The following is a 23093-nucleotide window of genomic DNA, read 5'->3' as shown; positions in this document are numbered from 1 at the left end:
GCGGCGGGCGGGCGGCGCGGTCCCGACCGCGGCGCGGCGGGAGCCCGCGACCGCGTCGACGGCCCCACGGCCGCCGCCCTGCGGGGAGGGGCCCCGCAGCGATTTCCGCGCGACGTCGAAGCGAACGGGAGCACGATGCCAGAGACGCCGGACACGCCGGACGCCACCACCCCGCCGGAGCCCCGGCCCCGGCTCCCGGCCTGCCGCCCGTGAAGCCCGACCGGCGCGTCGACACGTCGAGGGCCAGCTCCGCCCGCCTCTACGACCTCTACGTCGGCGGCAAGGACCACTACGGCGTGGACAAGGACGCGGGCACCCGCCTCGCGGAGGCGTTCGACACCGAGGGCGCGATCCAGCGCATCGGCACCGGCGCCCGCCGCTTCCACGACAGGGCGGTGCGCTGCGCGGCCGAGGAGCTGGGCATGGACCAGTTCCTCGACATCGGCGCGGGCGTCCCCAAGGAGCCCAACACGCACGAGATCGCGCAGTCCTTCCGCCCGTCCTCCCGCGTCGTGTACGTCGACAACGACCCCATCGTGCTGCGCCACGCGGAGGCGCTGCTGCACAGCAGCCCCGAGGGCGCCACGGACTACGCCGACGCGGACCTGCGCAGGCCCGACGAGGTCCTGTCCATCGCCCGCGCCACGCTCGCGCTCGACCGCCCGGTCGCCCTGATGCTCTGCTCCGTCCTCCAGTTCGTCCCCGACGACGACCAGGTGCGCGACGTGGTCTCCCGCTACCTCGCGGCGCTCGCCCCCGGCAGCTGCGTCATCTTCAGCCATGTCACCGACGACTTCGCCCCCGCCGCCTGGCGCGCGGTGGAGCGCGTCTACGCCGACGAGGGCATCGCCGCCAACGTCCGCCCCCGCGCCGTGATCGAGTCCTTCCTCACGTCCCTCACCCTGGTGCCCCCCGGCCTGGTGGAAGCCCACCTCTGGCACCCCGACACCGCCGACCCGGACGCAGGCCACACCCACCTCTACGCGGGCGTGGGCCTCGTCCGCGGCTGACGAAGGCCCGGGGCCCCGGCCGCGGATCAGGGCGCCACGGCCGCCGTCCCCGCCGTCCGGTGTTCCTCCAACATGTGCAGGAAGCCGCGTACGCGCTCGATGGCGTCGAACGAGAACCGCGCGGTGAGCACCTGTTCCTTATCGGTCTGCGCCTCCGTCAGGAGTGTTCCGTCCGGGCCGTACAGGAGGCTGGCTCCCGAGCAGGGACGGTCGGCCGGGCCGCCGACCGGGTTGACGAAGACGCTGTACACGGTGTTCTCGAGGGCCCGAGCCGCCAGGTAGACGCGTGCGCGGTGTTCGTTCCCCGAGGCGAAGGCGCTGGCGCAGACATAGGCGTCCGCGCCGGCGACAGCCGCGGCGCGAGCGTGTTCGGGGAAGGACATGTCGTAGCAGATGGCCAGGCCGAGCCGCCAGCCGTCGACGTCGAGCACGCCGGTGTGCCGGCCGGCCCGGAAGAGGGCCGCCTCGTCGGAGTGCCAGAGGTGCTGCTTGTCGTAGACGGCGGACACCGTGCCCGTCGGCCTCACGGCCAGCAGGGAGTTGGTCAGAGAGCCGTGGGGGCCGCGGAGCGCCGCCCCCACCAGGACCGTCGCTCCGGTGCTCTGCGCCGAGGCCCGCAGGGGGTCGAGACGGGGATCCGTCACCGACTCGGGGTCGTCGACCGGGATCTGGGCCCGCGGGTCCGCCGCGAGGGTGGCCAGGTCGTAGCCCGGCAGATGGAGCTCGGGCAGCACCACGACCCGCGCGCCGTCCGACGCCGCGCGGTCGGTCTGCCGGGCGGCCGACAGGCTGTTCGCCGCGATGTCGCCCGGTACTGCCCTGGCCTGCACCGCGGCGACAGACAGCGGTCCGGTCGGTCGGGCAGTGCCCGCCGGTGGGTTCACGCCGGCCGCCGGGGCGCGAGCCGCGCGAATCCGGGCTTGGCCCCGGGGCGCTCCACCCTGACACGGGCACCGTCGTGAGACCTGGCCGACTGCGGCAGGCTGAGGTCGGCCAGGAAGTCCCCGTACTCGGCCGAAGGATGGGTGCCCAGGTCGACGTCCTCGCCGTCGCGGCCGGTGAGCGTGATGCGCCACTCGTCCACTTCGGCCGCCGGCCCGGTGGCTGCGACCCGGATGGTCTCGTCGTCGATGTACTGGGCCGCGGCCACCACCGCCGTCCGCTGCACCGGCGCGCCCAGGGTGTACATGGGGCCGTGTTTCACCAGGGGCGGCCCGCTGGTCGGCGGTACGTGCGCGGCCACGGCCTCGCCCACGAACATCTGGTGGACCGGGAAGGGCACGATGTCACGCAGCTCGCACTCCAGGGCCAGCAGCCCGCCCTTCACCCAGGGCGTGTCGGTCACTTCCGGTTCTCCGAACGTGACGAGCTCGCTGGTGGTCTTGTCGATGTCCGTGGTGGAGAAGCTGCCGGCGAAGTCGGCCAGTTCCGCCTGGTCCTCGGAGCAGAAGGTGACGCTGAACTGGTCTCCCGCGGTGAGCAGCCTCCTGGTGTCGGAGGACGGCCCGAGCACCACCGCCACGTAGAGAGGGTCCTTGTTCACGAAGTACGACCACTCGGCGGACATCACATTGACTCTGTCGCCGGTCCGTACAGAAACCAGTCCGATGGTGCTGGTCAGACTCTTCCACAGCTGACCGGGCAACTCGTGTGACACCAGTGCTCCCTTCTGGTCGGGCCACATTCACAGGGGACGGCATAATAGTCGAATTCACCCGACTGAGCAGGGGCGACACTTCACGGTGCACGGACTTCCGGTGCGTTCACGGGCCCGTTGGACTCGTTCCGCGTCGGTCTCCGGTGACTCCGGTGCTCACCCGGCCCCATGTCGATTTCGCGGGTCGGCACCACCGGCATGAAGTGGACATTTCGCAAGAACGCGATATTCCGTCACGTGTATCCCCCTGTGGGTCGAAAACTTTACACGAATCTTGGGTTTCGTGTTGTGAATCATGTCACATCGTAATCGGGTTGCTGCGCAGGGTGAAGGTTGATGTACTCCCACTCGTTCCAGTCAAGGCGGTTGAGTCCGCGATGAATTGGATGGGGGTGTTCGCAAATGAAGAAGCCGGTTCGCCGTAACGTGCGCATCAACAAGTGACGGATCGACGTCACTGACCATCCGTCCTCGTGGCGGTCTGGGAGGCCGGCTGCGCATTGGTCGGCCTCCTCGATGCCAGTCGGATTGCCCGCCGAGTAGAGGTGTCCCGTGGAACTTACCGACCGTGTCATCAGAATTCTTTATGTCGGGGGCGTGGGGCTGATTGCCTCGGACTCGTTCGGGCGTGTCCACCTCCTCGACGACGACCTCAATGTCGTCCGCTCCTCTCCCCGCGTGCCCAACGGGCGGCCCCTCTACGGGCTGGCTGTCGCGGACGGCTGGGTCATCGGCAAGGACCGCATGGGTGCCGTGCTGCGCTGGTCGCTCGATACCCTGGACCTGGTCAACCGGCTCGACCCCGCCACGGTCTGCGATCCGGCCAAACTGATCGAAGGCGAGGAGCCCTCGCCGGTCAGTTCGCGGGGAATTGGCATCTGGGGTGGCAGGGTATTTGTGACCAGTGGATATCATGTGCAGATGCTGGTGCTGGACCTCGAAACCTTCGAGGTGATCGAGATCCGTGACAACATGTGCGGGGAAAGCCCCATGGAATGGGCCTCCACGGACCACTCGCACCGTCACGCCATATCGGACAAGAACGGGAATCTTCGGTTCGGAAGTTTCGAGACGATGGAGTTCTCGGACCATGTAAAACTCGACGATGGGAATATTCACCGGGTTCGGTACGACGCGCGCCACGACCGTTTCTGGTGCACACAGGACTTCGGGGAAGGAGAGACGGCCGACATCGCAAACGGTGTGGTCGTCGTCTCCATGAACGGCGAGAAAGAGGCCGAGGCGCTCTTTGCTCGCGACGATGTCGAGTTCGTTATTTTCTCGCCCGATTACTCGAAGGCGTACTCGGGCGGATTCGACTCCGAGCTGCATATCTTCGACAACTCTTCCCGAGAATTGCGCATCGACCGCACGATCAGTGGTTTCTCTCATCAGCTCAGCGACATCACGGTCAGCCCGGCCGGCGATGTCTACGTACTGTGCCAGGACGGCGAGATCGTCCGGCTGACCGGTGACGGTGACTTCGTCCGGGGGCTCGGTTTCAAACGCCAGGCCGTTTGGGACATCCAGCAGTCCCTTGAAGACCCCGCGGTCCTGTACTGCGCCACGGACTCGGGCGTCGCCGTCGCCGAAGTCCGCCAACGGGCGAGCGGGCCCACGCTGGCCGTGGTCGAGGACCACCAGACGGGACACGGCTTCACCAGGCGCATCGCCCCCGTTGACGGAGGGTGGGTCGGTATCACCCGGGACCGTCAGGTATTCCGGATGGCGCGGGGCGGCGAACGACAGTGGACGCGCTCCCTGCCCGGTCTTCCGCACACCGTCGCCGCCTCGCCCGACAGGGCACGTGTGCTGATCGCGACGAACGCCGGCGCGTTGGAGCTCGACGCCCCCACGGGCGCGGAGCGCACGACCCTCCAGGTCGACGGCCTTCCGGTGTGGACCGGCTGCTATCTGCCCACAGGGGAGCGGGTCCTGGCCACCCGTAACGGCGTCATCGCCGTCTTCGGCGAGGAGGCCGACGAACCCCGGTGGCGCCTCGACCAGGGCGAGTACCCGAAGCGGATGTGGGCGCAGGACGGCCTGCTCTACGTCGTCGGCGACGGTGGCCTGAAGGAGATCGAGATCGGCCGGGGAGAGACGCGCCGGTGGGGCGACCTCCTGTCGAACACGGCGGAGAACGCCACCATCAGCGACGGAGTAGTGTGCGCCAGCTCCTACGGCATGCAGATCGCGGCCTACGCCTACGAGGGCGACGAGTTCCTCGGCTTCATGGAGGACCTGCCCGACTACCCCAAGGCCCTGAGCATCGTCCGCGGCTCCGACGGCGCGCCGCATCTGCTCGCCGGCTGCCGCACCGGCCTGCTCTCCTTGTACAGGATGGACAAGCCGGCGGCGGAGGGCACCTTCGCCAAGCTCGAAGACCGCTGGCTGCCCCGCCGCGCGACACGTTACAGCTTGTCCGCTGCGTCCTACAGTGAGCAGCAATGAGCCAGACAGAGTCCTCCACACCAGTGCACGAGCCGGAGCTCGCGCCATGGCGCGACCGCCGTTTCCGCATTTTCGCCACCGGTAATTTCATCAACAACCTCGGAGAGGCCGCCTACAAAGTAGGTCTCCCCTTGTACGTGTACGACCTGACCGGCTCGCTCACCACCATGTCGTTGATGGCGGCCATCGCGCCCGCCATCCTGCTGATCAGCCCCTGGCTTGGCGCGATCGTCGACCGGTGGGGCTCACGGGTCTTCGTGGTTCCCGGACTGCTCGTGCAGCTCGGGGGAGCGGTGTCCCTGAACCTGTTCGCACTGGGCGGTCACACGTCCAACGCGGTGCTCTTCCCGCTGGCGACGGTGGTCCAGCTGGGCGGCGAGATGTACAGAAGCGGATGGATCGCCGGCGTGAAGGGCATGTTCCCGAAGAACGCCGCCCGTTCCCGTGCCGTTCTGAGCAGCCTCTTCGTCACGTCCAACATCGTCGGGCCGCTCATCGTGGCCGTGGGCGTCGGAATCGTCGGATATCTGGGCCTCCTGTGGTTCAACGCGGCCACGTTCCTCGCACCCATCGCGGTGTGGGCGCTCGGAGTGCACCCGCCGGCCAAGGAGAGGCGCGTCCAGACGGAGCGCCGCCCCGGCCTGAGTCGCGACCTCATCGACGGCTGGCGCATCATCAGGAGCGAGAAGCGCGTCATGTACGTCCAGATCACCTCCCTGCCGCTGCAGTTCGTCAGCGGAGTGGGCGTGCTCTCCTTCATGATCTGGTACCTGCGCAGCCAGTTGGCAGTCTCGGCGAGCGGGGTGAGCGTGGCCCAGGCGCTGGCCAACATCGGTGCCCTGGCCGGCAGCGTCTACATCGCGGCCCGGGCCAGGGCGCGGCCACGTACCGTGCTGGCCGGCGCCGTTCTCGTCATGACCGCGGCACTGTTCGTCATGCTTGTTCCCTCGGTGCCGGTGTTCGTGCTCTGCATGGTCTGCTTCTTCACGATGCGCTCGGCCATGACGGCCGTCTGCGCGATGATCATCGTCAAGTACCTCCCCACGGAGGTCCTGGGACGAGCCGAGGGCCTGTTCAACCTGCTCAGTGGAATCCCGCTCTTCGTGGCACCGCTCGTCACCCCGGCAGTGCAGGACGCCTGGGGCAGCGACGGGGTCCTTCTCTTTCTCGGTGCCTTCGCCGGCCTCGCCCTCATCTGCCTCGGCTACTTCTGGCGGCACTGGAACGACCAGGCCGACGAGCCTGCGGACGTGGTGACAGCAGCTTCCTGACCACTTTCGTCCAACGGGTCCCGGGTGCACACGAGGAAGCCGACACCCACCTGCTGCTCCTCGGTGGCGCAGCCTACGCAGCAAGGAAACCGCCATGCGTACGATCAACCTGCCGACCCGTCGAACCGGCCAGAGTGCACCCGTGACTCATGTGGCCTTCGGAAAGGAGGGCCGCCGGCTGGCGAGCTGTTCCTACGACGGAACAGTGCTGATCTGGGACATGACCGATCCGGGGCAACCGCGGCAGACCGTGCGCTTCAGACATCGCAGACTGGTCAACTCCTCGGCGTGGAACCCTGTGGAGCCCGAGCTTCTGGCGACGGCGTCGGCCGACAAGACCGTGGGTGTCTGGCGAGTACCCGATGAGGGCCGGGCCGAACTGCTCAACGTGCTGGCCCGCCACACCGACGACATCAACTCGGTGGCCTGGATGCCGGACGGTCGGCGCCTCATAGCCGTCTCGGAGGACGGCCGCGCCACTCTCTGGGACGCACTCGACGGCAGGCTGTTCGGCGAGGTCGGTTCGCACACCGCCCACTGCATGATGGTGTCCGTCAGCCCTCAAGGGCTGGTGGCCACCGTGGGTGAGGACGGCATGGTCGCCGTGAGCGCGCCAGGGACGGACCACGCTCCGGTGGTCAGGCACTACGAGTCCTCGGTGGAAGGATGCGCGTGGTCGCACTCCGGTGGGACTCTGGCCATTGCACGCGATGACGGAGTGGTCGAGCTGCTCACCTCCGCCCTGCAGCCTCTGCGCGCGATCCAGGTGTCCCGGTCGGCCGCGCGCTCGGTGGCGTGGGCCGAGGACGACAACACCTTCGTGGTCGGCGCCTACGACGGTTCACTGTGCTTCTACGAGGCGAACGGCGCCCTGCTGCACCGTGTCCACGACCCCCGCATCTGGCCCCGGTCGGTCGCCGTCGCCCGGGGAGTGGCGGTGGTCGGCAGCTTCTGGAGCGGCCCTCATGTCTTCGACCTCGCCTCGGCCAAGGAGATCAGCGGCCCGAGCACGCCCACGCACGGCCCCAACGCCTTCGCCAGCAACGGCAGGGAACTGTTCGTAGGGTGCGACTCGGGCCGTGTCCTCGCCATCGGTCTCGACGGTGTGGCGACCGGCGCGCCACGCGTCCTCGACGTCGCAGACGGCCCCATCCTGTCGCTCGCGGCGCACGGGGACATCCTCTACGCCGGCACATACGCGGGCCACATCGTCCGCCACGAGGCCGGACGCACCCGGGAGAGCAGCCAGGTGGGCGCTCCGGTCCCGTCTCTGTGCCTCGCGGGAGGCCGCGTCATGGGAGGTACCTACAACGGGGAGATCGTCGCGCTCGATCCCCGGTCACTGGAGATCGTGGGCCGCCGCACCCCGCATGCCGGGTCGGTGAAGTCGTTGGCTCCCGGCTCCGGAGGGTTCTTCTCCGCGGCTACTGACCGGACCGTCGCCGCCGGATCCCTCGACGACCGCCACACCCTGTGGCAGCACGGGAACCTCGTCAACGCCGTGGCGGTACTCGACGGCGAAGTCGCCGCGAGCGCCTCCCGCGACCACACGGTCAAGGTGGGCCGACTCGGCGCCACACCCGGTGAGGTGCGACAGGTGCAGACCCTGTTGGGTCCTGACGAATCGGTCAAGTGCGTAGCGCTCCTCGGCTCCCCCGAGTCGCCCGTGGTGCTGGCTGGTTCCTACGACTTCGGCCTCTACGCCTGGAATGTGGACTGGAGCGCGGGTGCCCGGACGCTCACCTCGGGAACGACGGTGGCCGAGTTCACCCAGGGGGTGTCCTGCATGCTCGCCTTGGACGCCACCCGGGTGGCCGTCGCCGGCTGGGACGGGCGGGTCCTGATCGCCGGCCTGGCCCCGGACGGCACGGTCGAGGTGCACAGGACCTGGGATGTCATCAGCCTGATGGAGAGCGCCTCCTGCTTCGACGACAGGGTGACGGCATGAGCACCTACCGCGAGACCGTGCCCACGGCCGCCGTGGCCGTCAGGGCGCGGGTCACCGTCGCCCTGGAGCGGTTCGGCGGTGTCGCCGTGCAGTTGGTGACCTTCACCGGCATTCCCGACGGCGGGGAGCACGTCGCCCTCGTCGTTCCGCCGCCGCCGTCGGCGGCGCAGGCGCCCGTACCGCTGGTCCGGCTGCACAGCGAGTGCCTGACCGGTGACATCTTCGGTTCGACCCGCTGCGACTGCGGTCCGCAACTGGACGAGGCGCTGCGCCGGATGGCTGTCGAGGGCGGCGTGCTGCTGTATCTACGCCAGGAGGGGAGGGGGATCGGGCTCTACAACAAGCTCGATGCCTACGTCCTGCAAGACCGCGGCAACGACACGTTCGAAGCCAACAGGCTGCTGGGGAGGGGCGAAGACGAGCGCGACTACACTTCTGCGGCCGCAATGCTCCAGGCCCTGGGGCTGGAGCAGATCCGTGTGCTGACGAACAACCCCGACAAGGTGCGGCAGCTGCGGCGGCACGGCATCACCGTCCGGGAGGCCATTCCGACCAGGGTCCACCTCACAGCGGACAACGCCCGTTATCTCCAGGCCAAGGCAGCGTACGGCGGCCATACCCTCGACCTCGACAAGACCACCGGCCTGCACGGCGCTTCGGCCACCCAGAGGTCTGCATGAGACTGGAAGACGTCCCCCTCTCCCCGCACTTCCGGGAACACGCCCGGCTGGCTGACCCGGCCGTCACCGACATCACCGGCACCTCGCAGCCGGCGCTCGGCGGTACGGACCGTGTCCGGTTGGCCGCTCTCGTGGAGGACCCGCGGGCCTCGCTGGCGGAGCGGCTCACTGCGGGCGGAATCCTCGCGCTGCTGGGCGATCCGCGGATCGGTCTCCTCCCTGCGACCTGCTTCGTGCCGGGCGGCCACGTGGAGATCGGACTACCCGCGGACGCGGTACCGGAGGTCGTCGCCGCCTGGCAGCATGTCGGCGTCGTGTCGAGCTGGATCGAGAAGGAGACCCCGGTCCACACGTCACGGCTCAACGACTTCTGGATGGCCACCTATCCGGTCACCAACGTGGAATACCGGGAGTTCCTCGCCGACAGCGGTCACGAGGACCGTCCCGCGACGTGGTACCTCGGTGCCTACCCGCACGAGCGGGCCAACCATCCCGTGGCCGGTGTCAGGCCCGAGTCGGCCGACGCCTATGCCGTCTGGCTGACGGAGCGCACGGGCCACCCCTGGCGGCTGCCGGCCGAAGCCGAGTGGGAGTACGCCGCCAAGGGCTCGGAGGGAAGGGCCTTTCCCTGGGGTGAGGTCTTCGACGCCCGGCTGGCCAACACGCGCGAGACCGGGATCCACACCACCAGCCCCGTCGGCGCGTTTCCGGCCGGCCGCTCTCCCTTCGGGGTGCTGGACATGGGCGGGAACGTGGAGGAGTACGTCGCCGACGACTACGTCCCCTACCCCGGCGGCACTCTGGTGGAGGACCACCTGGTGGAGACCATGGGCGACTACCGGGTGGCCAGGGGCGGCAGCTTCTCACGGTTCGGGGATCTCACCCGGACCCGCCGCAGACACGGCGCCTTCCCCGGGCCGTTGTACCCGGTGGGCTTCCGCCTGGCGACGAGCGAACGACCGGGCCCCTCGGCCCAGGGTCGTCGCGGACGTCCTGTTCTCGCGCGGGATCGTGTCGCGGCACGCCGAGTGGGGCCGCGCGAGACGGCGCGGCCCCACTCGGGGTGAGGTGTGCGGGTAGGGCGTGGGTCAGAGGACGCGTACGGCGCCCGTGGGCTGGTCGTAGCTCATGTCGTGCTCGACCACGCCGCTGCTCGGGTTCTGCGCGCCGACGAACTTGCCGTCGCCCACGTAGATCGCCACGTGGTAGGCGCTGCCCGCGCTGCCCCAGTACAGGATGTCGCCGGGCTGGACGCTGCTGAGGGAGACCTGGGTGCCCGCGGTCGACTGGGACTGCGAGACGCGCGGCAGGTCGACGCCGACCGTGCGGTAGGCGGCCTGCACGAGGCCGGAGCAGTCGAAGGCGTTGGGCCCTGTGGAGCCCATCACGTACGCGTCGCCGATATGGGCCTGCACGAAGGCGACGATCGACGCGGCGGAACCCGTCGCGGTCGACGTGGAGACCGACGTGCTCGGGGTGGAGGACGAGGCGAGCTCGGTGCGGACGGTCGAGCGGGAGGCGCGGGCGGCGGCCGCCGCCTTGGCGCGTGCCTCCTCCTGGGCCTTCCGCTTCGCCTCGGCCCTGGCCTTGGCCGCGGCCTCCGCCTTGGACTTGGCCTTCTTCGCTGCGGTCGCTGCGTCCTTGACCGCGGCGTCCTCCTGGCTCTGCAGCTGCGCACGCGTCTGCATCGTCAGGGCGATCTGCTGAGTGGCCTGGGCGGACTGGGCGACCGTGGTGGTCAGGTCCGCGGAGAGAGTCGGCATCTCGATGGTCTCGGTCACCGGCTCGGCGTTCGCCGTTCCGGCAGCACCGGCAACCGCGATGGTGCTGAGGACGCCGCCGGCAACTCCAGCGCGGAGCACCGTCTTCGGTGCGTTCCGGCGGGGTTTCCGGTGGGTTCGTATGGGAGCGGTGTGGGGCATGGGAACAACCGGTATCCGGGGCGGCCGGTTGACGTCAAGCAGCGTGGGTTGCGCCACAGTTATGTACGGAAGCTACGAATCCGGTTGTTCGGCCCCTTTATTGACGCCGTAACGGGCGAATCGGGCAGTCGAGATCATGGCCGTGATCTCTGCGTTTCAGCTAAAGGTCCGAATTGCCCCTGGCCTACCATCCCTTGGATGCGTGGCCAAGCCAGCTTTCTTTCGCCCCCTGACGCCCGTGGCGCAGGTCACAGGAGTGTCACGTTCTGTGGATCGGCTGTCGCCCCGCTGGCCGCGACCCGGGCGGAGGAGTAGGACGGGCCTACGTCGCGGGCGGGTCCATGGCGACCGCGAGGGGGTCTGGGCCGGGGCGCCCCGTGGTGCGCTGTGCGCGTACGGGGCTCGTACCCGCCGCCCGGCGGGAGTGAACGTACGGGCCCGCGTGACCGCGTACACAAGCGCCGCCGCGCGCAGGGGCGGCGGCGCCCCTGCGGTTGAGGGGACGCGGCGGGAGGTCCGCCGGTTGCGCGGGACGCCTCCGGGCTCCGGCCGCGCGGGGCCGCCCGTTCGGGTGGACGCCCGCGAAGGCGGCGAAGTCCCTTATCACCCAAAGGTGTTCCAGCGCTAATTTGCGTGGACTGGGCAACTCCTGATAATGCGCATCCGGCTCTGACCAGGAGCAACGGCCTTTTCTGTCACGCCAGGTGATTGCCGCGCTCCGGTCCGTCGAGACAACTCGCCCCGTCTGACGATCTGATCGTTCCTCAGGTGGTGGAGATCACAAAGACCGCCCGGTACCCCGTGTCGCAGATCACAGCCCGGCGGGCATAAGATGCCCGTCAGTCGGGCTTGTGAACTGCCTCACATGGGGGTGATCTTCGGGGTTCGCCCGAAACGTCCCCGACGGTGGCGGCTCACTCACGCCCGGTGCGGTCCATCGGTCAGACGGTCAACGACGACTGGAAGGAGCTGGTGAGCGTGAACACCTACGCGCCCATCCTCGTGCTCGGCGCCCTGGGGGCCGGGTTTGCGATCTTCTCCGTGGTCATGGCCACGCTTGTGGGCCCAAAACGGTACAACCGGGCCAAACTTGAAGCGTACGAGTGCGGTATCGAACCCACTCCGACGCCGGCCGGCGGCGGCCGCTTCCCGATCAAGTACTACCTGACGGCGATGCTTTTCATCGTCTTCGACATCGAGATCGTCTTCCTTTACCCCTGGGCCGTCACCTTCGACTCCCTGGGGATCTTCGGGCTCGTGGAGATGCTCCTCTTCGTGCTCACCGTCTTCGTCGCGTACGCCTACGTCTGGCGCCGCGGCGGCCTGGAATGGGACTAGAGGCTCAGAGGGGCTGGAACCAATGGGACTCGAAGAGAAACTGCCGAGCGGTTTCCTCCTGTCGACCGTCGAGCAGGCCGCGGGCTGGGTGCGGAAGTCCTCCGTGTTCCCCGCCACGTTCGGCCTCGCCTGCTGCGCCATCGAGATGATGACGACGGGCGCGGGCCGCTACGACCTCGCGCGGTTCGGCATGGAGGTCTTCCGCGGATCGCCGCGCCAGGCCGACCTGATGATCGTCGCGGGCCGCGTGAGCCAGAAGATGGCGCCCGTGCTGCGGCAGGTCTACGACCAGATGCCGAACCCCAAGTGGGTCATCTCCATGGGCGTGTGCGCCTCGTCCGGCGGCATGTTCAACAACTACGCCGTCGTGCAGGGCGTCGACCACGTCGTGCCGGTCGACATCTACCTGCCAGGCTGCCCGCCGCGCCCCGAGATGCTGATGGACGCGATCCTCAAGCTCCACCACAAGATCCAGACCTCCAAGCTCGGCGTCGACGCGCGCGAGGCCGCACGGGAGGCGGAGGAGGCGGCGCTGAAGGCACTGCCCATGATCGAGATGAAGGGACTGCTGCGATGAGCGGCCAGGAGCCGCCCGGCGGCAACGGCGCGAACGCCAACGGCAGCAACAAAAACGGCAGCAACGGCGCACAGCACAACGGCGACGCGGGCGCCGACGGCCACGGCCACGGCCCCGTCCCCGCCGCCCGCGACGCCGCGGGCGAGGTCATCGGCGTCCGCCGCGGCATGTTCGGCGCGCAGAACGGCGGCGACACCTCCGGCTACGGCGGGCTCGTGCGCACCGTCGCCCTGCCGGGCCCCGCGTCCCGCCCGTACGGCGGTCCCCGTACCGCGCCGGGCGAGGAGGGCGTGTTCGACGAGATCGCCGACGAACTCGAAGGCGCCCTGGAGGAACAGGACCTGCTCCCGGAGAACGCGATCGAGAAGACCGTCGTCGACCGCGGCGAACTCACCTTCCACATCGCCCGCGAGCACCTGCCACGCGTCGCCCGCACGCTGCGCGACGACCCCGCGCTCCGCTTCGAGCTGTGCACGGGCGTCTCCGGCGTGCACTACCCGCACGACAAGGGCCGCGAGCTGCACGCCGTCTACCACCTGCGCTCGATCACCCACGGCCGGCTGATCCGCCTGGAGGTCTCGGCGCCCGACGCCGATCCGCACGTGCCGTCCCTGGTCGAGGTCTATCCCACCAACGACTGGCACGAGCGCGAGACCTACGACTTCTTCGGCCTCGTCTTCGACGGCCACCCGGCCCTGACCCGGATCATGATGCCGGACGACTGGCAGGGCTTCCCGCAGCGCAAGGACTACCCGCTCGGCGGCATCGCCGTCGAGTACAAGGGCGCCCAGATCCCGGCTCCGGACCAGCGGAGGTCGTACACCTGATGTCCACCTCAGACACGCACGCCACCGCGAGCGCGCGCGAGACCACCGAGGGAACCGTCTACACGGTCACCGGCGGCGACTGGGACGAGGTCGTACAGTCCGCGGCCCGCGCCGACGACGAGCGCATCGTCGTCAACATGGGCCCGCAGCACCCTTCCACGCACGGCGTGCTGCGGCTGATCCTGGAGATCGACGGCGAGACGGTCACCGAGGCGCGCTGCGGCATCGGCTACCTGCACACCGGCATCGAGAAGAACCTTGAATACCGCACCTGGACGCAGGGCACCACGTTCGTCACGCGCATGGACTACCTGACGTCCTTCTTCAACGAGACGGCGTACTGCCTCGGCGTGGAGCGGCTCCTCGGCATCACGGACGACATCCCCGAGCGCGCCAGCGTCGTCCGGGTCCTGCTGATGGAGCTCAACCGCCTCTCCTCGCACCTCGTGGCGCTCGCCACGGGCGGCATGGAGCTCGGCGCCACGACGATCATGATCTACGGGTTCAGGGACCGCGAACTGATCCTCGACGCGTACGAGCTGATCACCGGCCTGCGCATGAACCACGCGTACATCAGGCCCGGCGGCCTCGCCCAGGACCTGCCACCCGGCGCCGTCGACCACCTGCGCGAACTCGTCGCCAAGCTGCGGGGGAACCTCCCGGAGTACGACAAACTCGCCACCGGCAACCCGATCTTCAAGGGCCGCATGCGGGACGTCGGCTACCTCGACCTCACCGGCTGCATGGCGCTCGGCGCGACAGGACCGATCCTGCGCTCCGCGGGCCTCCCGCACGACCTGCGCAAGTCCGACCCGTACTGCGGCTACGAGACGTACGACTTCACCGTGCCGACCACCGAGAGCTGCGACGCCTACGGCCGCTTCCTGATCAGGCTGGAGGAGATGCGGCAGTCGCTGAACATCGTCGAGCAGTGCCTCGACCGGCTCGCGCCGGGACCCGTGATGGTCGCGGACAAGAAGATCGCCTGGCCCGCGCAGCTCGCGCTCGGACCCGACGGCCTCGGCAACTCGCTCGACCACATCAAGAAGATCATGGGCACCTCCATGGAGGCCCTCATCCACCACTTCAAGCTGGTGACCGAGGGCTTCCGCGTCCCGCCGGGACAGGCGTACGCGGCGGTCGAGTCGCCCAAGGGCGAACTCGGCGCGCACGTCGTATCGGACGGGGGCACGCGCCCGTTCCGGGTCCACTTCAGGGACCCGTCCTTCACCAATCTCCAGGCCATGGCGGCGATGTGCGAGGGCGGCCAGGTCGCCGACGTCATCGTCGCCGTCGCGTCCATCGACCCCGTGATGGGAGGCGTCGACCGGTGACGACCACACCGCCAAGCCCCGTCCCGCTCGGCATGCCGCAGCCGCCTGCCCCCGCCTACCCTGCCGAGGTGCGCGAGCGCCTCGAAGCAGACGCGCGCGAGGTCATCGCGCGCTATCCCGGCGCCCGTTCCGCCCTGCTGCCGCTGCTGCACCTGGTGCAGGCGGAGGAGGGGTACGTGTCCCGCACGGGCATGGCCTTCTGCGCCGAGCTGCTGGGGCTGACCACGGCCGAGGTCACGGCCGTCGCGACCTTCTACACCATGTACCGGCGCAAGCCGTCCGGCGACTACCAGGTCGGGGTCTGCACCAACACGCTCTGCGCGGTGATGGGCGGCGACGCCATCTTCGACGAGCTGAAGGCGCACCTCGGCGTCGGCAACGACGAGACCACCCCGGACGGCAAGGTCACGCTGGAGCACATCGAGTGCAACGCGGCCTGCGACTACGCGCCCGTGGTGATGGTCAACTGGGAGTTCTTCGACAACCAGGACCCCGAGTCCGCCAAGCGGCTCGTGGACGACCTGCGGGCGGGACGCCCCGTCGAGCCCACCAGGGGCGCCCCGCTCTGCACGTACCAGGAGACGTCGCGGATCCTCGCCGGGTTCCCCGACACCCGCGAGGGCGCGGTCGCCGCGGGCGGCGGCGCGGGCCACGCCTCGCTGACCGGGCTCCGCCTCGCCAAGGGCGAGGCCCCCGGCCGGGTCGTACGGCCGCGCGACGGCGCCCGCCCCGAGGAGGCGCCGCAGCCCGGCTCGCAGCACCCCAGCTCGCACTCCCGCCCGTCGCCCGACCCCCACCCCTCAACGAGTCCTTTCGGACCACCCGAAACTCCGCAGCCCACCGCCGAGTCCGACCCGCAGCACCCGGCGGGCCCGGTCGGCGGCGGCACAGGCGGCGCCGCCGATACCGATGGCCCCGACACCGACGAGGGGGAGCGATGACGTTGGCGACCGAGCGCGACGACGACAACGGCACAAGCCCCGACCGCATCCTGGCGCCCGTGCTCTCCGCGTTCTGGGACCAGCCCGAGTCGTGGACGCTCGCCACGTACCTGCGGCACGACGGCTACGAGGGCCTGAAGAAGGCGCTCGCGATGGAGCCCGACGACCTCATCGCGTACGTGAAGGACTCGGGTCTGCGCGGCCGCGGCGGCGCGGGCTTCCCGACCGGCATGAAGTGGCAGTTCATCCCGCAGGGCGACGGCAAGCCGCACTACCTCGTCGTCAACGCCGACGAGTCGGAGCCGGGCACCTGCAAGGACATCCCGCTCCTCTTCGCCAACCCGCACGCGCTGATCGAGGGCATCGTCATCGCCTGCTACGCGATCCGCGCCTCGACCGCCTTCATCTACCTGCGCGGCGAGGCCGTGCCGGTGCTGCGGCGGCTGCACGAGGCGGTCCGCGAGGCGCGAGAGGCCGGCTACCTCGGCACGAACATCCTCGGCAGCGGCCTCGACCTCGACGTCGTCGTGCACGCGGGCGCCGGCGCGTACATCTGCGGCGAGGAGACCGCGCTGCTCGACTCGCTGGAAGGGCGGCGCGGCCAGCCGCGGCTGCGGCCGCCGTTCCCCGCGGTCGCCGGCCTCTACGCCTGCCCGACCGTCGTCAACAACGTCGAGTCGATCGCGTCGGTGCCCTCGATCATCCAGCGGGGCAAGGAGTGGTTCCGCTCGATGGGCAGCGAGAAGTCGCCCGGCTTCACGCTCTACTCGCTGAGCGGCCACGTCACCAACCCCGGCCAGTACGAGGGCCCGCTCGGCATCACGCTGCGGCAGCTGCTCGACATGAGCGGCGGCATCCGCGCCGGGCACCGGCTCAAGTTCTGGACGCCGGGCGGCTCCTCGACCCCGCTGCTGACGGACGAGCACCTGGACGTGCCGCTCGACTACGAGGGCGTCGGCGCGGCCGGCTCGATGCTCGGCACCAAGGCGCTCCAGTGCTTCGACGAGACGACCTGTGTGGTGCGGGCCGTGACCCGCTGGACCGAGTTCTACGCGCACGAGTCCTGCGGCAAGTGCACGCCGTGCAGGGAGGGGACGTACTGGCTGGTCCAGCTGCTGCGGTCCATTGAAAACGGCGGCGGGACCCCTGCCGACCTCGACAAGCTCGCGGACATCGCGGACAACATCAACGGCAAGTCGTTCTGCGCCCTGGGAGACGGCGCCGCGTCGCCGATCTTCTCGTCGCTGAAGTACTTCCGCGCCGAGTACGAGCAGCACATCACGGACAAGGGCTGTCCCTTCGACCCCGCGCGGTCCACCGCGTGGGCCGACGGGCCGTCGGGCACGACCGGAAACCTGGAGGTGAACGCATGACAGTGACCACAAGCGCCCCCTCCTCCGGCGGGTCGGGCGAGCCGGCCCCCGTGCCGGAGGACCTGGTCTCGCTGACCATCGACGGCATCCCGATCTCCGTCCCCAAGGGGACCCTCGTGATCAGGGCGGCGGAGATGCTCGGCATCGAGATCCCGCGCTTCTGCGACCATCCGCTGCTCGACCCGGCGGGCGCCTGCCGCCAGTGCATCGTGGAGGTCGAGGGGCAGCGCAAGCCGATGGCGTCCTGCACCATCACCTGCACCGAGGGCATGGCCGTCAAGTCGCAGCTGTCGTCGCCCGTCGCGGAGAAGGCGCAGCGCGGCGTGATGGAGCTGCTGCTCATCAACCACCCGCTCGACTGCCCGGTCTGCGACAAGGGCGGCGAGTGCCCGCTGCAGAACCAGGCCATGCAGGTCGGCGACCCCGACACCCGGTTCGAAGGCGGCAAGCGCACCTACGCCAAGCCGGTGCCGATCTCCTCGCAGGTGCTGCTCGACCGGGAGCGGTGTGTGCTCTGCGCGCGGTGCACCCGCTTCTCCGAGCAGATCGCGGGCGACCCGATGATCGACCTGATCGAGCGCGGCGCGCTCCAGCAGGTCGGCACGGGCGAGGGCGACCCGTTCGAGTCGTACTTCTCCGGCAACACCATCCAGATCTGCCCGGTGGGCGCGCTGACGTCGGCGGCGTACCGCTTCCGCTCCCGGCCGTTCGACCTGGTGTCGTCGCCGAGCGTGTGCGAGCACTGCGCGGGCGGCTGCGCGACCCGCACCGACCACCGGCGCGGCAAGGTGATGCGGCGCCTCGCGGGCAACGACCCCGAGGTCAACGAGGAGTGGCTGTGCGACAAGGGCCGCTTCGCTTTCCGCTACGCGCAGGCCACCGACCGGCTCACCACCCCGCTCGTCCGCAACGACGCGGGCGAGCTCGAACCGGCGAGCTGGCCCGAGGCGCTGGACGCGGCGGCCCGCGGCCTCGCGGCGGCCCGCGGCCGCGCGGGGGTCCTCACGGGCGGGCGGCTCACGGTCGAGGACGCGTACGCCTACGCCAAGTTCGCCAGGGTCGCCCTCGGCACGAACGACATCGACTTCCGGGCGCGCGCGCACAGCGCGGAGGAGGCCGACTTCCTCGCCTGGCACGTGGCGGGGCGCCCCGCGGCGGTCACCTACCGCTCGCTTGAGGCCGCACCCGCCGTGCTGCTCGCGGGACTTGAGGCGGAGGAGGAGGCGCCGGGCGTCTTCCTGCGGCTGCGCAAGGCGTGGCGCAAGCGCGGGCAGCGCACGTACGCCATCGCGCCGTTCGCCACGCGCGGGCTGGTCAAGGCGGGCGGCACGCTGCTGCCCGCGGCGCCCGGCACCGAGCCGGAGTGGCTGGACGCGCTCGCCTCGGGCACCGGAGTCGAGGGCGACGCGGCCGTGGCCGCCGAGGCGCTGCGCGAGGACGGCGCGGTGATCGCGGTGGGCGAGCGGCTCGCCGCGGTCCCCGGCGCGCTGACCGCGGCCAACAGGGCGGCGGCTGCGACCGGCGCCCGGCTGGTGTGGATCCCGCGCAGGGCGGGGGAGCGCGGCGCCGTCGAGGCGGGCGCCCTGCCCTCGCTGCTGCCGGGCGGCAGGCCCGCGACGGACCAGCGGGCCCGCGAGGAGACCGCGGCCGCCTGGGGCGTACGCGAACTGCCGCACCACTACGGCCGGGACACCGCGCAGATCGTCGAGGCCGCGGCGGCGGGCGAGCTGCGCGCGCTGGTCGTCGCGGGCGTGGGCGTGGCGGACCTGCCGGACCCGGAGCTGGCGCGGCGCGCGCTGGACCGCGCCGCTTTCGTCGTCTCGTGCGAGCTGCGGCCGAGCGAGGTCACGGACCGTGCGGACGTGGTCTTCCCGGTCGCGGCGGTGGCTGAGAAGGCGGGCGCCTTCCTCAACTGGGAGGGCAGGGTCAGGCCGTTCGAGGCCGCGCTGAAGCCGGAGCAGATGACGCGGCGGCTCGCGCCGCCCGACGCGCGGGTGCTGCACATGCTCGCGGACGCGTTGGACGTGCCGTTCGGGCTGCCCGACCTCGCCTCCGTACGGCGGGAGATCGACGCGCTCGGCACGTGGACGGGCCCGCGCTCGACGCCGCCGTTCGAGCCGGCGAAGCCGCTGCCGCGGCCCGCCGCGGGCGAGGCGGTGCTCGCCGGCCACCGGCTGCTGCTCGACCGGGGCGTGCTCCAGGAGGGCGACGAGGCGCTGGCCGGCACCCGGCACGCGGCCGTCGCCCGGCTGTCGTCCGCGACCGCCGCGGAGGCCGGGGTCGCGCCCGGCGCGCCGCTCGCGGTGACCGGGCCCGGCGGCACGGTGACGCTGCCCCTCGACATCACGCCCGGCCTGCCCGACCGGGTGGTGTGGCTGCCGCTGAACAGCACGCGGGAGACGACGGGCGCGCTGCCCGGCACGCCGGTCGCGATCGCGGCCGGGCCCCCGGACGGCGGCCGGGGAGCCGCCGCCGGGCCAGAGTCCAGCGAGACCCCGGAGGCGCGGCGATGACCCCGACCACGGCCCTGGCCGCTGAGGACCTGTCGGTGTTCGGCACGGACCCGTGGTGGCTCGTCGTCGTCAAGGCGGTGTTCTGCTTCGCCTTCCTGATGGTGACGGTGCTCGTCGCGATCGTCTGGGAGCGGAAGGTCGTCGCCTGGATGCAGCGGCGCATCGGCCCCAACAGGCACGGCCCCTGGGGCATGCTCCAGTCCCTCGCGGACGGCATCAAGCTGATGCTGAAGGAGGACGTGGTCGTCAAGCGCGCCGACAAGTTCGTCTACGTGCTGGCGCCGGTCGTCGGGGCGGTGCCCGCCTTCATGGCGATCGCGGTGATCCCGTTCGGCCCCGCGGGCGACGAGATCTCGATCTTCGGCACGCGGACCACGATGCAGCTCACCGACCTGCCGATCGCGATGCTGTACATCCTGGCCTGCGCGTCGGTCGGCATCTACGGCATCGTGCTCGCCGGCTGGTCGTCGGGCTCGACGTACCCGCTCCTCGGCGGCCTGCGCTCGTGCGCGCAGATGATCTCGTACGAGATCGCCATGGGCGCCGCGTTCGCCTCGGTGTTCCTCTACTCCGGGTCGATGTCGACGTCGGCGATCGTGGACGCCCAGCACGACCGCTGGTTCATCGTCCTGCTGCCGGTCTCCTTCCTCATCTACATCGTCACGATGGTCGGCGAGACCAACCGCGCGCCGTTCGACATGCCGGAGTCCGAGGGCGACCTGGTCGGCGGCTTCAACACCGAGTACTCGTCCATCAAGTTCGCGATGTTCATGCTCGCCGAGTACGTGAACATGGTGACGGTCTCCGCCGTGTCGGCGACCCTCTTCCTCGGCGGGTGGCGGGCGCCCTGGCCGGTCTCGACGTTCTGGGAGGGCGCCAACCACGGCTGGTGGCCCATTCTCTGGTTCGTCGTCAAGGTGCAGCTGCTGCTGTTCTTCTTCATCTGGCTGCGGGGCACGCTGCCCAGGGTCCGTTACGACCAGCTGATGAAGCTGGGCTGGAAGGTGCTGATCCCGGTCTCGGTGGTCTGGCTGATGCTCGTGGCGACGGTGCGGGCGCTCCAGAACCGGCACTACGACTTCACGACGATCCTCCTGTACGTGGCGGCCGCGGTGGTCGCGATCCTGCTGGTGTCCTTCGTCGCCGACCTGTTCAGGGGCCGGGACGCGCGGGCCGACGAGGACGCGGGGCCGCCGGAGTTCGACCCGATGGCGGGCGGCTTCCCGGTGCCGCCGCTGCCGGGGCAGACGCTGCCACCCGTTCAGCGCAGGCGATCGCGGCGCGAGCGTGAGCTTGTCGCGCCAGGCGTGTCCAAGCAGGCAGAGAGCGACGGAAAGGAGGAGAGCGGTGTCTGAGAGCAGCGGCCCCGCAGGGGGCGAGCGCGGCGGGAGCGCGGCGGGGGGTGTGCCCCCGCTGCCGAAGAACCCGGTGGCCGGGTTCGGGGTGACCTTCTCCGCGATGTTCAAGCGGCGGCTCACCGAGCAGTACCCGGAGCAGGAGAAGGTGACGGCACCGCGCTTCCACGGCCGCCACCAGCTCAACCGCCATCCGGACGGCCTGGAGAAGTGCGTCGGGTGCGAGCTGTGCGCCTGGGCCTGCCCGGCCGACGCGATCTATGTGGAGGGCGCGGACAACACCGACGAGGAGCGGTATTCGCCCGGTGAGCGCTACGGCCGCGTGTATCAGATCAACTACGCGCGCTGCATCCTGTGCGGGCTGTGCATCGAGGCGTGCCCCACCCGCGCGCTCACCATGACCAACGAGTTCGAGCTCGCCGACTCGTCGAGGGAGAGCCTGATCTACACCAAGGACCAGCTGCTCGCGGGCCTTGAGGACGGCATGGTCGACTCGCCGCACGCCATCTACCCGGGCACCGACGAGCAGGACTACTACCGGGGCAGGGTCACCGAGGCGGCGCCCGGCACGGTCCGGCAGGTCGCCTTCACCAAGGGCGAGCACCCGCAGGAGGGCGCGTCCGACTTCGGCGAGGACGAGCCCGCGTCGAAGAAGGTGATCGGCGGATGAGCTCCCCGGCAGACCTGACCGCGCTGGCCGCGGCGTACCAGACCTCGACGGGCGAGGCCGTGCAGTTCTGGGTCCTCGGCGTCGTCGCGGTCATCGGCGCGCTGTGCACGGTGCTGATGCGCAGGGCGGTGCACAGCGCCCTGTGCCTGGCCGGCACGATGATCATCCTCGCGGTGTTCTACCTGGCCAACGGCGCCTACTTCCTGGGCATCGTGCAGATCGTCGTCTACACGGGCGCGATCATGATGCTGTTCCTCTTCGTGGTGATGCTCGTCGGCGTCACCGCGGCGGACTCCCTGAAGGAGACCATCAAGGGGCAGCGCCGGCTGGCCGCGCTGTGCGGGGTCGGCTTCGGCGTCCTGCTGATCGCGGGCATCGCCAACGCCTCGCTGCGCTCGTGGAACGGCCTGTCCCGTGCCAACGCCGCGGGCAACCCGCAGGGCCTGGCCGCGCTGATCTTCACCAAGTACGTGTTCGCCTTCGAGCTCACCGGCGCGCTGCTGATCACCGCGGCGGTCGGCGCGATGGTGCTCACGCACCGCGAGCGGGTGGAGCGGGCGAAGACGCAGCGCGAGCAGTCCGAGGAGCGGGTCCGCCGCGGGGCGCAGCTGCCGCCGCTGCCCGCCCCCGGTGTGTACGCCCGGCACAACGCCGTGGACATCGCGGGCCTGCTGCCTGACGGGACGCCCTCGGACCTCACGGTCAACCAGACGCTCAAGGGCCGGGGCCAGATCAGGGACGTGTCGCAGGAGGCGATCGCCGACCTGAAGGCGCTGGAGCAGCGCTCCGAGACCCGGCTCGGCCGCGCGCGCGGCGAGGGCACGGGCGCCCGCGGGACGGCCGGCGAAGGCTCCGGCGGCGGGGACGGCACGGACCCGCACCCGGAGCGCGAAGGACGCGACGAGACGCAGGGGGTCACGCGATGAATCCGGTCTACTACCTCTATCTGGCGTCGCTGCTGTTCACGATCGGCGCGGCCGGGGTGCTGATCCGGCGCAACGCGATCGTGGTGTTCATGTGCGTCGAGCTGATGCTCAACGCCTGCAATCTCGCGTTCGTCGCGTTCTCCCGGCTGCACGGCAATCTGGACGGCCAGATCATCGCGTTCTTCACGATGGTCGTGGCCGCGGCGGAGGTCGTCGTCGGCCTCGCCATCATCGTGTCGATGTTCCGCGCCCGCCACTCGGCCTCGGTCGACGACGCCAGCCTGATGAAGCTCTGAGGGG

Annotated in this window: 20 protein-coding genes; 17 read left to right on the top strand and 3 right to left on the bottom strand. The window is 70.2% G+C overall.

The genetic code is table 11. The features are described from left to right. Positions 1–209: 209 nt before the first annotated feature. Complete coding sequence (locus tag ABEA77_RS27815; protein ID WP_345653293.1) at positions 210–1010, top strand: SAM-dependent methyltransferase; 801 nt, start codon at positions 210–212, stop codon at positions 1008–1010. A gap of 26 nt (positions 1011–1036) precedes the next feature. Here ABEA77_RS27815 and ABEA77_RS27810 read toward each other — a convergent pair whose 3' ends face one another. Together ABEA77_RS27810 and ABEA77_RS27805 are read right to left on the bottom strand one after the other, a co-directional pair. After that, on the bottom strand, positions 1037–1840 hold the full coding sequence (locus ABEA77_RS27810; protein WP_345653290.1) for a carbon-nitrogen hydrolase family protein: 804 nt from the start codon (positions 1838–1840) through the stop codon (positions 1037–1039). Positions 1841–1890: 50 nt separating this feature from the next. Then, positions 1891–2667, bottom strand: coding sequence for a flavin reductase family protein (locus ABEA77_RS27805; RefSeq protein WP_345653287.1), 777 nt, complete (start codon positions 2665–2667; stop codon positions 1891–1893). Positions 2668–3219: 552 nt separating this feature from the next. Here ABEA77_RS27805 and ABEA77_RS27800 point away from each other — a divergent pair. From ABEA77_RS27800 to ABEA77_RS27780, 5 genes are all read left to right on the top strand, one after another. Next, positions 3220–5118, top strand: coding sequence for a WD40 repeat domain-containing protein (locus tag ABEA77_RS27800; RefSeq protein ID WP_345653284.1), 1899 nt, complete (start codon positions 3220–3222; stop codon positions 5116–5118). Further along, positions 5115–6389 (top strand): MFS transporter, encoded by a 1275-nt coding sequence (locus ABEA77_RS27795; RefSeq protein WP_345653281.1) that lies wholly within the window; start codon positions 5115–5117, stop codon positions 6387–6389. The genes ABEA77_RS27800 and ABEA77_RS27795 overlap by 4 nt, the downstream gene beginning before the upstream one ends. A gap of 94 nt (positions 6390–6483) precedes the next feature. After that, a complete protein-coding gene (locus ABEA77_RS27790; protein WP_345653278.1) occupies positions 6484–8337 on the top strand; it encodes a WD40 repeat domain-containing protein in 1854 nt (617 codons plus the stop codon). Next, on the top strand, positions 8334–9017 hold the full coding sequence (locus ABEA77_RS27785) for a GTP cyclohydrolase II (RefSeq protein ID WP_345653276.1): 684 nt from the start codon (positions 8334–8336) through the stop codon (positions 9015–9017). The genes ABEA77_RS27790 and ABEA77_RS27785 overlap by 4 nt, the downstream gene beginning before the upstream one ends. Continuing rightward, a complete protein-coding gene (locus tag ABEA77_RS27780) occupies positions 9014–10084 on the top strand; it encodes a formylglycine-generating enzyme family protein (RefSeq protein ID WP_345653273.1) in 1071 nt (356 codons plus the stop codon). Before ABEA77_RS27785 ends, ABEA77_RS27780 begins: the two co-directional genes overlap by 4 nt. A 21-nt stretch (positions 10085–10105) precedes the next feature. Here the strand turns inward: ABEA77_RS27780 and ABEA77_RS27775 are convergent, their stop codons facing one another. Next, entirely contained in the window at positions 10106–10939 is an 834-nt protein-coding gene (locus tag ABEA77_RS27775) for a C40 family peptidase (RefSeq protein WP_345653270.1), read from the bottom strand. 978 nt (positions 10940–11917) lie between these two features. Here ABEA77_RS27775 and ABEA77_RS27770 point away from each other — a divergent pair. From ABEA77_RS27770 to nuoK, 11 genes are read left to right on the top strand one after another with little or no spacing between them, the layout of a single operon-like run. After that, a complete protein-coding gene (locus ABEA77_RS27770; protein WP_345653308.1) occupies positions 11918–12277 on the top strand; it encodes an NADH-quinone oxidoreductase subunit A in 360 nt (119 codons plus the stop codon). A gap of 22 nt (positions 12278–12299) precedes the next feature. Continuing rightward, positions 12300–12854 carry a NuoB/complex I 20 kDa subunit family protein gene (locus ABEA77_RS27765; protein ID WP_345653267.1) on the top strand — a complete coding sequence of 185 codons (555 nt, stop codon included), beginning with the start codon at positions 12300–12302 and terminating at the stop codon, positions 12852–12854. Next, positions 12851–13681 carry an NADH-quinone oxidoreductase subunit C gene (locus ABEA77_RS27760; protein WP_345653264.1) on the top strand — a complete coding sequence of 277 codons (831 nt, stop codon included), beginning with the start codon at positions 12851–12853 and terminating at the stop codon, positions 13679–13681. Before ABEA77_RS27765 ends, ABEA77_RS27760 begins: the two co-directional genes overlap by 4 nt. Continuing rightward, a complete protein-coding gene (locus ABEA77_RS27755; protein WP_345653261.1) occupies positions 13681–15015 on the top strand; it encodes an NADH-quinone oxidoreductase subunit D in 1335 nt (444 codons plus the stop codon). Before ABEA77_RS27760 ends, ABEA77_RS27755 begins: the two co-directional genes overlap by 1 nt. Positions 15016–15047: 32 nt before the next feature. Then, positions 15048–15956, top strand: a complete 909-nt coding sequence (gene nuoE / locus ABEA77_RS27750; RefSeq protein WP_345653305.1) for an NADH-quinone oxidoreductase subunit NuoE — start codon at positions 15048–15050, stop codon at positions 15954–15956. Continuing rightward, positions 15953–17329: an NADH-quinone oxidoreductase subunit NuoF gene (nuoF, locus tag ABEA77_RS27745; RefSeq protein WP_345653258.1), complete on the top strand. Its 1377-nt coding sequence runs from the start codon at positions 15953–15955 to the stop codon at positions 17327–17329. The genes nuoE and nuoF overlap by 4 nt, the downstream gene beginning before the upstream one ends. After that, positions 17326–19842 (top strand): NADH-quinone oxidoreductase subunit G, encoded by a 2517-nt coding sequence (locus ABEA77_RS27740; RefSeq protein ID WP_345653255.1) that lies wholly within the window; start codon positions 17326–17328, stop codon positions 19840–19842. The genes nuoF and ABEA77_RS27740 overlap by 4 nt, the downstream gene beginning before the upstream one ends. Continuing rightward, positions 19839–21197: an NADH-quinone oxidoreductase subunit NuoH gene (nuoH, locus tag ABEA77_RS27735; RefSeq protein WP_345653252.1), complete on the top strand. Its 1359-nt coding sequence runs from the start codon at positions 19839–19841 to the stop codon at positions 21195–21197. The genes ABEA77_RS27740 and nuoH overlap by 4 nt, the downstream gene beginning before the upstream one ends. A gap of 49 nt (positions 21198–21246) precedes the next feature. After that, complete coding sequence (gene nuoI / locus ABEA77_RS27730; protein WP_345653302.1) at positions 21247–21867, top strand: NADH-quinone oxidoreductase subunit NuoI; 621 nt, start codon at positions 21247–21249, stop codon at positions 21865–21867. Beyond that, a complete protein-coding gene (locus tag ABEA77_RS27725) occupies positions 21864–22793 on the top strand; it encodes an NADH-quinone oxidoreductase subunit J (protein ID WP_345653249.1) in 930 nt (309 codons plus the stop codon). The genes nuoI and ABEA77_RS27725 overlap by 4 nt, the downstream gene beginning before the upstream one ends. Next, the gene (gene nuoK / locus ABEA77_RS27720; RefSeq protein WP_030904048.1) at positions 22790–23089 is read left to right on the top strand and encodes an NADH-quinone oxidoreductase subunit NuoK; all 300 of its coding nucleotides are present in this window, start codon (positions 22790–22792) and stop codon (positions 23087–23089) included. Before ABEA77_RS27725 ends, nuoK begins: the two co-directional genes overlap by 4 nt. Positions 23090–23093: the final 4 nt, after the last annotated feature.

This window comes from Streptomyces tremellae, assembly GCF_039540215.1.
GTDB classification, from domain to species: Bacteria; Actinomycetota; Actinomycetes; order Streptomycetales; family Streptomycetaceae; genus Streptomyces; species Streptomyces tremellae.
Note: the sequence above shows the minus strand (reverse complement) of the source record. Positions and strands in the feature narration are given on the sequence as shown.

Coding starts and splice junctions, on each gene's coding strand:
- ABEA77_RS27775 (WP_345653270.1), bottom strand. CDS start 10,939: ATGCCCCACACCGCTCCCATACGAACCCACCGGAAACCCCGCCGGAAC.
- nuoF (WP_345653258.1), top strand. CDS start 15,953: ATGACGTTGGCGACCGAGCGCGACGACGACAACGGCACAAGCCCCGAC.
- ABEA77_RS27790 (WP_345653278.1), top strand. CDS start 6,484: ATGCGTACGATCAACCTGCCGACCCGTCGAACCGGCCAGAGTGCACCC.
- ABEA77_RS27740 (WP_345653255.1), top strand. CDS start 17,326: ATGACAGTGACCACAAGCGCCCCCTCCTCCGGCGGGTCGGGCGAGCCG.
- nuoE (WP_345653305.1), top strand. CDS start 15,048: ATGCCGCAGCCGCCTGCCCCCGCCTACCCTGCCGAGGTGCGCGAGCGC.
- ABEA77_RS27780 (WP_345653273.1), top strand. CDS start 9,014: ATGAGACTGGAAGACGTCCCCCTCTCCCCGCACTTCCGGGAACACGCC.
- ABEA77_RS27760 (WP_345653264.1), top strand. CDS start 12,851: ATGAGCGGCCAGGAGCCGCCCGGCGGCAACGGCGCGAACGCCAACGGC.
- ABEA77_RS27795 (WP_345653281.1), top strand. CDS start 5,115: ATGAGCCAGACAGAGTCCTCCACACCAGTGCACGAGCCGGAGCTCGCG.
- ABEA77_RS27785 (WP_345653276.1), top strand. CDS start 8,334: ATGAGCACCTACCGCGAGACCGTGCCCACGGCCGCCGTGGCCGTCAGG.
- ABEA77_RS27725 (WP_345653249.1), top strand. CDS start 21,864: ATGAGCTCCCCGGCAGACCTGACCGCGCTGGCCGCGGCGTACCAGACC.
- ABEA77_RS27765 (WP_345653267.1), top strand. CDS start 12,300: ATGGGACTCGAAGAGAAACTGCCGAGCGGTTTCCTCCTGTCGACCGTC.
- nuoK (WP_030904048.1), top strand. CDS start 22,790: ATGAATCCGGTCTACTACCTCTATCTGGCGTCGCTGCTGTTCACGATC.
- ABEA77_RS27755 (WP_345653261.1), top strand. CDS start 13,681: ATGTCCACCTCAGACACGCACGCCACCGCGAGCGCGCGCGAGACCACC.
- nuoH (WP_345653252.1), top strand. CDS start 19,839: ATGACCCCGACCACGGCCCTGGCCGCTGAGGACCTGTCGGTGTTCGGC.